This is a genomic window from Bradyrhizobium sp. 41S5 (genome assembly GCF_011516665.3).
GTDB classification, from domain to species: Bacteria; Pseudomonadota; Alphaproteobacteria; order Rhizobiales; family Xanthobacteraceae; genus Bradyrhizobium; species Bradyrhizobium quebecense.
In genome coordinates this window covers 7,842,302-7,854,546 of record NZ_CP083721.1, presented here as the reverse complement: position 1 = coordinate 7,854,546, position 12,245 = coordinate 7,842,302, and the positions used below count along the sequence as shown (strand labels likewise).

Below are 12,245 nucleotides of genomic sequence, written 5' to 3'. Positions count from 1 at the left end.
CTCAGACGGTCAGGATCGCTGCGATCTAGAAGCCGCAATCCCTGAATTGTTTTGCGCCGACGTGAAATCGCGAGCCTTGCTCGACGAAGTCCACGTCCAGGCACTGGTTGCCCCAACGGAACGCGCCGATGCCGTTGCATCGGAGATATTCGAGGTTTATCCGCCAGCGTTTTTCACGCGGCGAGTAGGTCGCGAAGTCGTGTTGGGCGCTGGCTGGCCCTCCGCAAATCCCTGCGATGTATTGCCGGACTTCGGACGGCAAACTGTCGATGTGATCGGAATTCCAGGGGCCGTCAATATGCCCGATGCTGCTCTTGGACACGGCCGGCAGCTCGCTCGAAAGCAGGATCGGGAGAGCCAGCATCAGGATGTGGATTTTCACGCGACGCCTCCCTTGCGAGTTGTTTCGTGACCCTTGTTCCTGGATTGACCGGATTCAATGCCGTCGGCGCCGCAATGTAAAGCGCGGGCCAGGCAACCCAGCGTGAGCGCGGCCGCGCCCGCGCACCCCACCGGGCCTGAAACGGGTTGACCAATATAGGGTACCCCCCTATATTATAGCCATGTCGCACACGATCAAGCACAAGTCCAAACTCGTCGGCCGGGTTCGCCGCATCAAGGGTCAGCTCGACGCCGTCGAGCGGGCGCTGGAGTCCGAAATCGGCTGTGCCGACGTGTTGATGCTGGTGGCCTCGGTTCGCGGCGCCATCAACGGTCTCACCGCGGAACTGCTCGAGGATCACATCCGCCATCACGTGGTGGATCCTGCCCGGGAAAAGGATCCCGAGAGAGCGCAGGGCGCCGCGGACCTGATCGACGTTGTTCGTACCTATTTGAAGTGAAGCACATGACCGATCTGTCCCAGCTGCTCCAGCAGAGCAGCGCGCATGCATGGCTGTTCATCCCCAGTGCGATCCTGCTCGGCGCGCTGCATGGTCTCGAGCCCGGCCACTCCAAGACAATGATGGCGGCCTTCATCGTCGCCATCCGCGGCACCGTGGTGCAGGCGGTGCTGCTCGGCCTGTCGGCGACGATCTCGCACACGGCCATCGTCTGGATCATCGCGCTGGCGGGGCTGCATTTCGGCCAGCAATGGTCCGGTGAACGCAGCGAGGCCTGGCTGCAACTGGCCTCGGCGGCGATCATCATTTCGATCGCAGCCTGGATGGCCTGGCGCACCTGGCGCGAGCAGAATTCCGACCACGATCACGACCATGATCACCATCATCACGACGATGCGCGGCAATTGACCCTGGCCGGGCAATTGCTGTCGCTCGAGGTCTTCGAGGACGGCGTGCCGCCGCGCTGGCGGTTGCGAAGCGAGGCCGGGGCGCTTCCGGCACCCGGCGAGGTCGATGTCGTGACGATCCGCGCTGACGGCAGCGAGCAGCAGTTCCGCTTCGCCGCGCGGGACGGTTATCTGGAAAGCATCGACGAAATTCCGGAGCCGCATACCTTCAAGGCGCGCGTGTCGGTGCGGGATGACAGTGCGGAAATCCTGTTCGAGGAGCATGACCATGCGCATATGGATCTCGGCGACGCCGACGATGCGCATGCGCGCGCGCACGCTACCGACATCCGCAAGCGCTTTGCCGGACGGACGGTCACGACGTGGCAGATCATTCTGTTCGGCCTGACCGGCGGGCTCATTCCGTGTCCGGCGGCGATTACCGTGCTGCTGCTCTGCCTTCAGCTCAAGCAGTTCAGCCTCGGGTTCGTGCTGGTGCTCTGCTTCGGCATCGGGCTTGCGATCACCATGGTATCGGTCGGTGTCGCGGCGGCGCTCAGTCTGCGTCATGTCGAGCGCCATTGGGGCGGCTTCAGCCGCTTTGCCGGACGCGCCCCCTACGTGTCGGCCGCGCTGATCGTTTTGGTCGGCCTCTACACGGGCTGGCTGGGGTTGCACGGGATCACGGCCTGATCCCGGATCTTGGTATGATCGGGGATCATTGCCTGATCCCACGTCCATCTTGAAACCTGCGCGAAGTCGTCTAGACTTGTCCCTACGGGGGCAAGGCAGACTCCCCGTGAGACTTCGGTCCAAGCTCTGCGCGACACTCACGTCGTGGAGCTTGTTATGGACACCGATCAGCACACATCCCGTCGTTCCAAAATCGCCATCCTGTGGCGTGGCGACGCCGCGTCCCGGCACGAGGCGACCCCACAAAACAGCCGTTTCGTTCGCGTCTTCGAAGCCCTCGCCGCTTCCGGCATCGACGCTTTTCCCGTCGTCTATGACGAGGCCGTCGCCGATCTCGTCCGCGACCAATTACTGACCACGGACGGCGTTCTCGTCTGGGTCGATCCGATCCATCAGGGCAAGACCCGCGCGGCGCTCGATCCGCTGCTGCGCGAGGTCGCGATGAAACGTCCGTGGGTCAGCGCACATCCCGATGTCATCCTCAAGATGGGCGTCAAGGACGTGCTCTTCCGGACGCGCCATCTGAGCTGGGGCGCCGACACGCACCGATACGCCACCGCGGACGCCTTCCGCGCCGAATTCCCGTCGCGCCTTCAAGCGGCCGGGCCGCGCGTGCTCAAGCAGAACCGTGGCAATGGCGGGCAGGGCGTCTGGAAGGTGGAAGCCTTGAAGGCGGAAGGCTTACCGAATGCGGACGCCTCCGTCCGCGTGCTTCACGCACTGCGCGGCAGCCGACCCGAGGAGCTGCCGCTGGACGCTTTCATGGCGCGCTGCGAGCCGTATTTCGGTTGGGGCGGCTGCATCATCGATCAGGCATTCCAGCCGCGGCTGCCCGAGGGCATGATCCGTTGCTATGTCAGCGGATCGAAGGTCGCGGGCTTCGGACACCAGCTGATCAAGGCCTTGATCCCGCCGCCGCCGCAAGGTCCGGATTCACCGGAAGCTCAACCCGGACCGCGCATCATGCACGGTCCTGATGCCGCACAATTCCACACGCTGCGGCGGCTGATGGAGGACGAATGGATTCCGGGGTTGATGGCGGCGCTGGCGATCGATGAAGCGTCGTTGCCGGTGATCTGGGATGCGGACTTCCTCTACGGTCCGCGCGATGCCGATGGCGCCGATAGCTATGTGCTCTGCGAGATCAACGCGAGCTCGTGCTTTGCGATTCCCGAAGAGGCGCCGGCGGCGATCGCGCGGACGGTCATGTCGCGAGAATGCGGTTGTATGACTCACAAGCCGCGCCACGACACTCACCGTCGTCCCGGCGAAGGCCGGGACCCATAACCACGAATGACTATCGTTGCGCGACGTTGGAACGACGAGTCCCTCTCACAACAGCTGCTGCGGAGTATGAGTCCCGGCCTTCGCCGGGACGACGCCTGGAGGGCGCTGTGGCATCGCGAATCAAGCACTGGCGCCTCTGGAATACTGGATCACCCGCATGGGCGGGTGATGACACTGAATGTCTGTTTGGCAACTGAATCAGCTGCGAGCCCCGTCATCCTGAGGTGCCAGCGGAGCGAGCCTCGAAGGATGAAACGGCCACCAGCGGGGCCGTCGATCCTTCGAGACACGCGCAAGTGCGCGCTCCTCAGGATGACGGGAATGCTAGCGACGCACTACTTCGCCCGCATCGCCTCGGGCGTATCCGGCTGCGCGGAGGGATGCGACTTGGCGAACGCCGGCAGCGCCATCGCGGTGTCGTGGATGCGCTTCACGGTCGGCCAGGGCGAGAGGCTGATCTGCTGGTTCATCGCCGCGGTGACATGGCCGACCAGGCAGATATCGGCGAGGGTCGGCGCATCGCCGTGACAGAACTGGCCGGTTGCGTTGTGGCCGGCGAGGTGGCCCTCGAGCGCCGCCAGCGTCTCGATCGTCCAGTGCCGACGCCACGCGTTCTGCTGGCTGTCGCGCAGATCGAGCTCGTGGTCGAGATAGCGGCGCACCCGTGGCGTCAGCAGCGGATGGCCCTCGCAGGCGACGATCAGCGCCAGCCCGCGCACCCGGGCGCGGCCGAGCGGATCTGGTGGCAACAGCGGCGGGCCCGGATAGGTCTCGTCGAGATAGTCGATGATCGCGAGCGACTGGAACAGCACCGTGCCATCGTCGGTCACCAGCGCCGGCAGCGCCATCTGCGGATTGATCTTGCGATAGGCATCAGTGCGATGCGCGTCCGCATCGATGTCGACGAACACGACTTCCGCCGGCACGCCCTTCAGATTGAGCGCAATCCGTACCCGAAAGCTCGCCAGCGACCGCCAGAAGGAGAAGAATTGCATGGGGAGGTCCGATGTTCACCTCGCCCCGCCCTTTTGCGGGGAGAGGTCGGCGCGCAGCGCCAGGTGAAGGGCATGGCACGATCGTGCCGCACTATAGACCTCTCCGACTCGGAAATCCTCACCGGACAATAAAGGAAACCGTCATTGCGGAGGCACCGCTCACCCGAAGCCTTCGGCTTCGCCCTCTCCCCGCAAGTGCGGGGCGAGGTGAGGAGGCGGCTGGAGCTACCCCGCGCCCACCTTCTTCTTCCGCCAGGCAAGGTGCACCGCGCAGGTGCAGCCCTGCGGATGCGAGGCCAGTTCCCGAAACTCCTCGTCGTTGGCGGGCGTCGCGGCGGGCCCGATCGCCTGGCCCTTGGCGCCGTCCTGCGATGGGATGTAGTTCAACACCGGCGCCAGCCAGCGCTCGACCTCGGCGACCGTCATGGCCTTGCGCGCAGCGTAGTCCTCGACCTGGTCGCGTTCGATCTTGCCGACGCCGAAATAGAAGCTTTCGGGGTGCGAGAAATACAGGCCCGAAACCGACGAACCCGGCCACATCGCGTAGCTCTCGGTCAGCTTCACGCCGGACGTGTTCTCGGCATCAAGCAGCGCAAACAGCGTCCGCTTCTCGGTGTGGTCAGGCTGCGCTGGGTAGCCGGGCGCGGGGCGGATGCCGTCATACTTCTCGAGGATCAATTCGTCCGCCGAGAACGTCTCGTCGGGCGCATAGCCCCAGAACTCCTTGCGCACGCGCTGGTGCATGCGCTCGGCAAAGGCTTCCGCCAGACGATCGGCCAGCGCCTTGCACAGGATCGAGGAGTAGTCATCATTGGCGTTCTTGAAACGGTCGGCGACCGCATCCTCGCCGATCCCCGCGGTGACGACGAAGCCGCCGATATAGTCGGGCACGGCGGTCTCCTTAGGCGCGACGAAGTCGGACAGCGCGGCGTTGAAACGGCCCTCGCGCTTCTCGAGCTGCTGGCGCAGCGTGTGGAAGGTCGCGATCTTCTTGGCGCGGCTCTCGTCGGCATAGACCTCGATGTCGTCGCCGACCGCATTCGCCGGCCAGAAGCCGATGGTGGCCCGCGCAGTGAACCACTTTTCCTGGATGATCGTGTCCAGCATCTTGCGCGCGTCGGCATAGAGCGAGCGGGCGACTTCGCCGACCTTGGGGTCATCCAGGATCGCCGGGAAGCGGCCGGTCAGCTCCCAGGTCTGGAAGAACGGAGTCCAGTCGATGTAGTCGGCCAGCTCCGCGAGATCGTAGGCATCGAAGCTCTTCAGCCCGAAGAACGCCGGCTTCTTCGGCGGCGCCGCCGCAAAGTCAATCGCGACCTTGTTGGCGCGGGCGTCGTTGAGCTTCAGCCGCTTCTTGTCGGCCTGGGCGCGGAAATGCGCCGTCGAGATCTTGGCGTATTCGGCGCGCACCTCGGCGGCATAGGCCTGCTTCTTCTCGGCCGACAGCAGCGAGGAGGCGACGCCGACGGCGCGGCTCGCGTCATTGACGTGCACGACCGGGCCGCCCGGATAGTTCGGGTCGATCTTGACGGCGGTGTGCACGCGGCTCGTGGTGGCTCCGCCGATCAGGAGCGGCACGTTCATGCCTTGGCGTTCCAGCTCGCCGGCGAGGAAGCTCATCTCGTCGAGCGAGGGCGTGATCAGGCCGGACAGGCCGATGATGTCGGCGCCCTCGGCCTTCGCGGTCTCGATGATCTTGTTGGCGGGCACCATGACGCCGAGGTCGATGACCTCGAAATTGTTGCACTGGAGCACGATGCCGACGATGTTCTTGCCGATGTCGTGGACGTCGCCCTTCACCGTCGCGAGCACGATCTTGCCCGCGGCGTTGCGGCCGCCGGTGATGCCGTTGGCGAGGTTGCGTGCCTTTTCCTCTTCCATGAACGGCATTAGATAGGCGACCGCCTGCTTCATCACGCGCGCCGACTTCACGACCTGCGGCAGGAACATCTTGCCGTCGCCGAAGAGGTCGCCGACCACGTTCATGCCGGCCATCAACGGGCCTTCAATGACGTCGAGCGGACGGGTGGCGTTCTGCCGCGCGGCCTCGGTGTCTGCCTCGATGAACTCGGTGATGCCGTGCACCAGCGCGTGCGACAGCCGCTTCTCGACCGGCCATTCGCGCCAGGCGAGATCCTGCTCCTTGGTCTGCTTCTCCTTGCCGCGGAATTTCTCGGCAAGCGCCAGCAGCCGCTCGGAAGCGCCCGGGTCGCGGTTGAGGATCACGTCCTCGCAGGTCTGGCGCAGCTCGGGGGCGATGTCGTCATAGACGATCATCTGTCCGGCATTGACGATGCCCATGTCCATGCCGGCATGGATGGCGTGATACAGGAACACCGAGTGCATCGCCTCGCGCACCGGCTCGTTGCCGCGGAACGAGAACGACAGGTTGGAGACGCCGCCGGAGATGTGGGCGCCGGGCAGGTTCTGGCGAATCCAGCGCGTCGCCTCGATGAAGTCGACGCCGTAATTGTTGTGCTCCTCGAGGCCGGTCGCGATCGCGAAGATGTTCGGATCGAAGATGATGTCCTCGGGCGGGAAGTCGAGCCGGTTGACCAGAAGGTCGTAGGCGCGCTTGCAGATCTCGGTCTTGCGCGCGAACGTGTCGGCCTGCCCGGTCTGGTCGAACGCCATCACCACCACGGCGGCGCCGTGACGCTTGGCGACGGTCGCCTCGTGCAGGAATTTCTCTTCGCCTTCCTTCATCGAGATCGAGTTCACGATCGGCTTGCCCTGGATGCATTTCAGGCCGGCCTCGATGACGTGGAATTTCGAGGAGTCGACCATCACGGGCACCCGCGCGATGTCGGGCTCGGCGGCGACGAGATTGAGGAACGTCACCATCGCCGCTTCGGAGTCGAGGAGGCCCTCGTCCATGTTGACGTCGATGACCTGGGCGCCGTTCTCGACCTGGTCGCGCGCCACCTGAAGCGCTGCGGTATAGTCGCCCGCGGTGATCAGCTTGCGGAAGCGCGCCGAACCGGTGACGTTGGTGCGCTCGCCGACGTTCACGAACGGAATCGCGTCGGTCAGCGTGAACGGCTCGAGGCCGGAGAGCTTGAGCCGCGGTTCGATCTCGGGCACGACGCGCGGCTTGTGCGGGGCAACGGCCCTGGCGATCGCCGCGATATGATCGGGCGTCGTGCCGCAGCAGCCGCCGACGATGTTGACGAGGCCGGCGGCGGCGAATTCGCCGATCAGCCGCGCCATGTAGTCCGGCGTCTCGTCATACTGACCGAACTCGTTGGGCAGGCCCGCGTTGGGGTAAGCGCAAACCAGCGTGTCGGCGACGCGGCCGATATCGGCGATGTGCGCGCGCAGATCCTCGGCGCCGAGTGCGCAGTTGAAGCCGATCGTGATCGGCCTGGCGTGCCGCACCGAATGCCAGAACGCTTCCGGCAGCTGCCCGGAGAGCAGCCGGCCGGACTTGTCGGTGATGGTGCCGGAAATCATCACGGGCACGTCGATGCCGCGCTCCTCGATGAGCTCGGCGATCGCATACAGCGCCGCCTTGGCGTTCAGCGTGTCGAAGATGGTCTCGACCAGCAGCAGGTCGGCGCCGCCGTCGAGCAGGCCCTTGGCCTGTTCGCCATAGGCCTTGCGCAGATCGTCGAAGGTCACCGCGCGATAGCCGGGATTGGAGACGTCGGGCGAGATCGAGGCGGTGCGGTTGGTCGGGCCGAGCGCGCCGGCGACGAAGCGCTGCTTGCCGTCCTCGGCGCTCACCCGCTCCGCGGCCGCACGCGCGAGCCGCGCGCCCTGCAGGTTGAGCTCGTAGGCGAGGTCCGACATGTCGTAGTCGGCCTGCGCGATCGAGGTCGAGGAGAAGGTATTGGTCGCGACGATGTCGGCGCCGGCACGCAGGTAGGCGGCGTGGATGTCCGTGATCGCCTCGGCCTGGGTCAGGATCAGGAGATCGTTGTTGCCCTTGATGTCGCGGTGGAAGTCCTTGAAGCGTTCGCCGCGGAAGGCGGCTTCGTCGAACTGCAAGCCCTGGATCATCGTGCCCATGGCGCCGTCGAGCACCAGGATGCGCTCGCGGGCAGCCGCGAGCAAAGCGTTACGCTTGGGGGAAACCGGTACGGACATGATTCAGGCAGCTTTCTGGGCACCGGTCGGCCGGATGCCGAGCAGGTGGCTGATCGCGAACACGAGGTCCGCGCGGTTCATGGTGTAGAAGTGGAAGGTGTCGACGCCGTGCTTGAACAGCTTCTGCACCTGGCCGGCGGCGACGGTGGCGGCGACCAGCTTGCGGGTCTCGGCGTCGTTGTCGAGGCCCTCGAATTTCTCGGCGAGCCAGTCCGGCACGCTGGTGCCGGCGCGGGTCACGAAATTGCGGGCCTGCTTGAAATTGTGCATCGGCATGATGCCGGGCACGATCGGAATCTCGATGCCGCGTGTGCGCACCCGGTCGACATAGCGATGGTAGAGATCGTTGTCGAAGAACACCTGGGTGATCGCGCGCGTCGCGCCGGCGTCGACCTTGGCCTTCAGCGTGTCGATGTCGGCGTCGAAATCGGCGGCTTCCGGATGCTTTTCCGGATAGGCGGACACCGAGATCTCGATGTCGGCGTGGCGCTTCTTGATGGCGGCGACGAGCTCGGCGGAGCTCTGGTAGCCGTCGGGATGGGTGAAGTAGGGCGTCCCGATGCCGCCGGGCGGATCGCCACGCAGCGCTACGATGTGGCGGACACCGACCTCATGGTAGCGGTCGACGATCTCGTCGATCTCGCCGCGCGAGGCACTGACGCAGGTCAGATGCGCGGCCGGCAGCAGATCGGTCTCGCGGAGGATGCGGCTGATGGTGGAGTGGGTGCGCTCGCGGGTCGAGCCGCCGGCGCCGTAGGTGACCGAGACGAAGTTCGGCGTCAGCGGCGCCAGGCGATTGATGGTCTCCCAGAGACTGCGCTCCATCTCCTCGGTCTTCGGCGGGAAGAACTCGAAGGAGATTTTCGGCGTTTTCGGCACGCGCTGCCCGTTCGGCAGGGAGGAAATGGTCTCGGTCATGATACGCAAGGGCTCCGCAACTGGAGGGCAGACGTCCGGCCTGGATATGGAGGCCCCAAGATAGGCGAAACCGGTGGGCTAAAACAGCCCATCGGATATGGGAAATTGCCCATTGACGACGCGGATGTGCTCAAAATGAGCGATCGAGAACGAGTGATGGGCTGTGCCTTCAATCAGCGAGCAGCGGAATTAATGCATTGAATTATATGTATAAAAAACAAATTCGCAACCTGTTAGGTGCCCGAATCAATCGTGGGCAGGTCCGCATGTCAACGAATCTTCGTATTTCGTCCCAATAGCCGTGCTGACCCCCACTGACTTTCCGTTGCGGGGCCGGCGTATTTGTCGCCTCGTGGCGCCACATTAGGTTGTCGGCCATGATCCCGCTCTCCGTCCTCGACCTGTCCGTCGTCACCACAGGCACCAGGCCCGCCGCCGCGCTCCGCAACAGCATCGACCTGGCGCGCCATGTCGACGGTCTCGGCTACGTCAGATACTGGCTCGCCGAGCACCACAACCTCGCCTCCGTCGCGAGCCCGGCGCCCGATCTGATGATCGGGCAGATCGCGGCAGTGACGCAGCATATCCGCGTCGGCTCCGGCGGCGTGATGCTGCCCAACCACGCACCGCTCGTGGTCGCCGAGCGCTTCAAGATGCTGGAGGCGCTGTTTCCCGGCCGCATCGATCTCGGCCTCGGCCGTGCGCCCGGCACCGATGGCGCCACCGCCCACGCGCTGCGCAGCCGGCTCGATCGCCGCGAGGGCGATGATTTCCTCGAGCGGCTGCATGAGCTGACGCTTTGGGAGACACGCGATTTCCCGGCCGGCCATCCCTACAACAATGTGGTAGCGATGCCGGATGATTCGCCGCTGCCGCCGATCTGGCTGCTCGGCTCGAGCGACTATTCCGCCGAGCTTGCCGCGCAGGTCGGGATGGGCTTTGCGTTCGCGCATCATTTTGCCACTCACGACGCAATCGCGGCGATGACGAACTATCGTGCGCATTTCAAGCCGTCGGGCTGGCGTGCGACGCCGCAGTCGATCCTGGCGGTCGCCGTCGTCGCGGCCGAGACCGATGCGGAAGCCGAGCGGCTCGCGATGTCGATGGATCTCAACCGGTTGCGCCGCGATCGCGGCCTGTATCTGCCGCTGCCGAGCGTCGAGGAGGCAGAGGCCTATCCCTACACCGACGCCGAGCGCGCCTCGATCGCGCGCAACCGCGCGCGCTTGTTCGTCGGCAGCCCCGCAACCGTGATGACGAAGCTTGAGCCCCTGATCGCGGCGAGCCAGGCGGATGAGCTGATGGTGATCACCGCGGTCTACGATCACGCGGCGCGAAAGAAGTCGTACAGCCTGCTTGCGGAGGCGTTCGGGCTGCAGAAGAAATTGGCCTAGCTCTGCGTTTCGCTGAAGGTCGCGCGGAACGGGTGGCCGGGATAGACGCCGACGATGCGGAATTCGCGCGAGAAGAATTTCAATTCCTCCAGCGCGAAGGCGAGTCCACGGTCGTCAGGATGACCGTCGACATCGGCATAGAATTGCGTGGCGAAGAAATTGCCGTCGACCATGTAGCTTTCGAGCTTGGTCATGTTGACGCCGTTGGTGGCGAAGCCGCCTAGTGCCTTGTAGAGCGCGGCGGGCAGATTGCGCACCCGGAAGACAAAACTGGTGACCAGCGGCCCGGAGCCCTGTGCAGCCCATTTGGACTCGCGCGCCAGCACCACGAAGCGGGTGGTGTTGTGGGCCTCGTCCTCGATGTCCTCGGCGAGAATGTCGAGGCCATAGATGTCGGCGGCGAGGCGCGAAGCGATCGCCGCGACGCTCTTGTCGCCGCGCTCGGAGATATCGCGGGCGCTGCCGGCGGTGTCGCCGGCGACGATCGACCGGATGCCGAGCTTGCGGATGATGCGCCGGCACTGGCCGAGCGCATGGACGTGGCTCTCCACGCTCTTGATGTCGGCGAGCTTGGTGCCCTTGACCGCCATCAACTGGTGGCGGATCGGCAAGAACCATTCGCCGATGATGAACAGGCCCGAGGCGGGCAAGAGATGATGGATGTCGGCGACGCGGCCGGCGACCGAATTCTCGATCGGAATCATGCCGAGATCGGCCTCGCCGGACGAAATCGCGGCCAGCGCGTCCTCGAAGGTCGGGCAAGGCATCGGCTCGGCGTCGGGATAGGCCTCGACGATCGCGATATGGGAATTGGCGCCAGGCTCGCCCTGGAACGCGATTTTCAGCTTCTTGGTCATGGCGGGCCTTTTAGCACCCGGTCAGGCTTTGGAAAGTATTCTGCGGGCGGTTTCGAGGTCGGCCGGAGTGTCGACGCCGCGGGGGACGGTGTCGACGATAGTGATGTCGATCCGCATCCCGGCCTCCAGCGCCCGCAGCTGCTCGAGCTTCTCCTGCTGCTCCAGCGGCGAGGGCGGCAGCCGCACGAACCGCTCCAAGGCGGCGCGGCGGTAGGCATAAAGGCCGATATGGTGGTAGCGCGGTCCGTCGCCGTAGGGCGCGGTGGCGCGGGTGAAATAGAGTGCGCGGAGCCGGTTGGCGCCGATCGGTGACCCCACCGCCTTGACGACGCTCGGGGCCCGATCCTCCTCCTCGGTATGGATGCGCGAGGCCAGCGTCGAGATGTCGACGGTGGGGTCGGCGAGCGCCGGCATCACGCTCTGGATGGTCTCGGGCGTGATGGTCGGGAAATCGCCCTGCAGATTGACCACGATCTCGGCAGCGCCGTCCGGGTCGAGGGTCGTCATCGCTTCATAAATCCGGTCCGAGCCGGAGGGATGGTCCGGGCGGGTCATCACCACCTCACCGCCCGCGGCCTGCACCGCCGCCGCGATCTCCGACGTGTCGGTCGCGACCGCGACCCGGCCGATCCCGGCCGCCTCGGCGCGCCGCAGCACATGGACGATCATCGGCGCGCCCGCGATATCGAGCAGCGGTTTGCCGGGGAGGCGCGTGGCGGCCATGCGGGCCGGAATCAGCACCAAGGTACGGGGTTGGGTCATTCGTGTCGGGGCCCGTCCGGCC

General features: G+C 65.2%; 10 protein-coding genes. 4 read left to right on the top strand and 6 right to left on the bottom strand.

Translation table 11 applies throughout. The features are described 5' to 3' along the window. Window positions 1-25: 25 nt before the first annotated feature. Complete coding sequence (locus HAP47_RS37645; protein WP_173640442.1) at window positions 26-382, bottom strand: hypothetical protein; 357 nt, start codon at window positions 380-382, stop codon at window positions 26-28. Window positions 383-563: 181 nt separating this feature from the next. On the opposite strand from HAP47_RS37645, the gene HAP47_RS37640 reads away from it, so the two are divergent. From HAP47_RS37640 to HAP47_RS37630, 3 genes are all read left to right on the top strand, one after another. Further along, complete coding sequence (locus HAP47_RS37640) at window positions 564-842, top strand: metal/formaldehyde-sensitive transcriptional repressor (RefSeq protein WP_092126226.1); 279 nt, start codon at window positions 564-566, stop codon at window positions 840-842. 5 nt (window positions 843-847) lie between these two features. Then, a complete protein-coding gene (locus tag HAP47_RS37635) occupies window positions 848-1,921 on the top strand; it encodes a nickel/cobalt efflux transporter (protein ID WP_173643679.1) in 1,074 nt (357 codons plus the stop codon). A 156-nt stretch (window positions 1,922-2,077) separates the two neighbouring features. Beyond that, a complete protein-coding gene (locus tag HAP47_RS37630) occupies window positions 2,078-3,208 on the top strand; it encodes a Cj0069 family protein (RefSeq protein ID WP_173643680.1) in 1,131 nt (376 codons plus the stop codon). Between the two features lie 335 nt (window positions 3,209-3,543). Here the strand turns inward: HAP47_RS37630 and maiA are convergent, their stop codons facing one another. From maiA to metF, 3 genes are all read right to left on the bottom strand, one after another. Beyond that, the gene (gene maiA, locus HAP47_RS37625; protein WP_173643681.1) at window positions 3,544-4,203 is read right to left on the bottom strand and encodes a maleylacetoacetate isomerase; all 660 of its coding nucleotides are present in this window, start codon (window positions 4,201-4,203) and stop codon (window positions 3,544-3,546) included. A 225-nt stretch (window positions 4,204-4,428) separates the two neighbouring features. Beyond that, the gene (metH, locus tag HAP47_RS37620) at window positions 4,429-8,292 is read right to left on the bottom strand and encodes a methionine synthase (RefSeq protein WP_173643682.1); all 3,864 of its coding nucleotides are present in this window, start codon (window positions 8,290-8,292) and stop codon (window positions 4,429-4,431) included. Between the two features lie 3 nt (window positions 8,293-8,295). Beyond that, window positions 8,296-9,210, bottom strand: coding sequence for a methylenetetrahydrofolate reductase [NAD(P)H] (metF, locus tag HAP47_RS37615; protein ID WP_173643683.1), 915 nt, complete (start codon window positions 9,208-9,210; stop codon window positions 8,296-8,298). A 377-nt stretch (window positions 9,211-9,587) separates the two neighbouring features. On the opposite strand from metF, the gene HAP47_RS37610 reads away from it, so the two are divergent. Further along, a complete protein-coding gene (locus HAP47_RS37610; RefSeq protein ID WP_173643684.1) occupies window positions 9,588-10,604 on the top strand; it encodes an LLM class flavin-dependent oxidoreductase in 1,017 nt (338 codons plus the stop codon). Here HAP47_RS37610 and HAP47_RS37605 read toward each other — a convergent pair. Further along, window positions 10,601-11,461, bottom strand: a complete 861-nt coding sequence (locus HAP47_RS37605; protein ID WP_173643685.1) for a prephenate dehydratase — start codon at window positions 11,459-11,461, stop codon at window positions 10,601-10,603. The genes HAP47_RS37610 and HAP47_RS37605 overlap by 4 nt on opposite strands. 21 nt (window positions 11,462-11,482) lie before the next feature. Beyond that, window positions 11,483-12,223: a 3-deoxy-manno-octulosonate cytidylyltransferase gene (locus tag HAP47_RS37600; protein ID WP_173643686.1), complete on the bottom strand. Its 741-nt coding sequence runs from the start codon at window positions 12,221-12,223 to the stop codon at window positions 11,483-11,485. Between the last annotated feature and the right edge of the window lie 22 nt (window positions 12,224-12,245).

What these genes read in the sequence shown, in the direction of transcription:
- metF (WP_173643683.1), bottom strand. Translation starts at nt 9,210, where the DNA reads ATGACCGAGACCATTTCCTCCCTGCCGAACGGGCAGCGCGTGCCGAAA.
- HAP47_RS37635 (WP_173643679.1), top strand. Translation starts at nt 848, where the DNA reads ATGACCGATCTGTCCCAGCTGCTCCAGCAGAGCAGCGCGCATGCATGG.
- HAP47_RS37610 (WP_173643684.1), top strand. Translation starts at nt 9,588, where the DNA reads ATGATCCCGCTCTCCGTCCTCGACCTGTCCGTCGTCACCACAGGCACC.
- HAP47_RS37630 (WP_173643680.1), top strand. Translation starts at nt 2,078, where the DNA reads ATGGACACCGATCAGCACACATCCCGTCGTTCCAAAATCGCCATCCTG.
- maiA (WP_173643681.1), bottom strand. Translation starts at nt 4,203, where the DNA reads ATGCAATTCTTCTCCTTCTGGCGGTCGCTGGCGAGCTTTCGGGTACGG.
- HAP47_RS37600 (WP_173643686.1), bottom strand. Translation starts at nt 12,223, where the DNA reads ATGACCCAACCCCGTACCTTGGTGCTGATTCCGGCCCGCATGGCCGCC.
- HAP47_RS37605 (WP_173643685.1), bottom strand. Translation starts at nt 11,461, where the DNA reads ATGACCAAGAAGCTGAAAATCGCGTTCCAGGGCGAGCCTGGCGCCAAT.
- metH (WP_173643682.1), bottom strand. Translation starts at nt 8,292, where the DNA reads ATGTCCGTACCGGTTTCCCCCAAGCGTAACGCTTTGCTCGCGGCTGCC.
- HAP47_RS37640 (WP_092126226.1), top strand. Translation starts at nt 564, where the DNA reads ATGTCGCACACGATCAAGCACAAGTCCAAACTCGTCGGCCGGGTTCGC.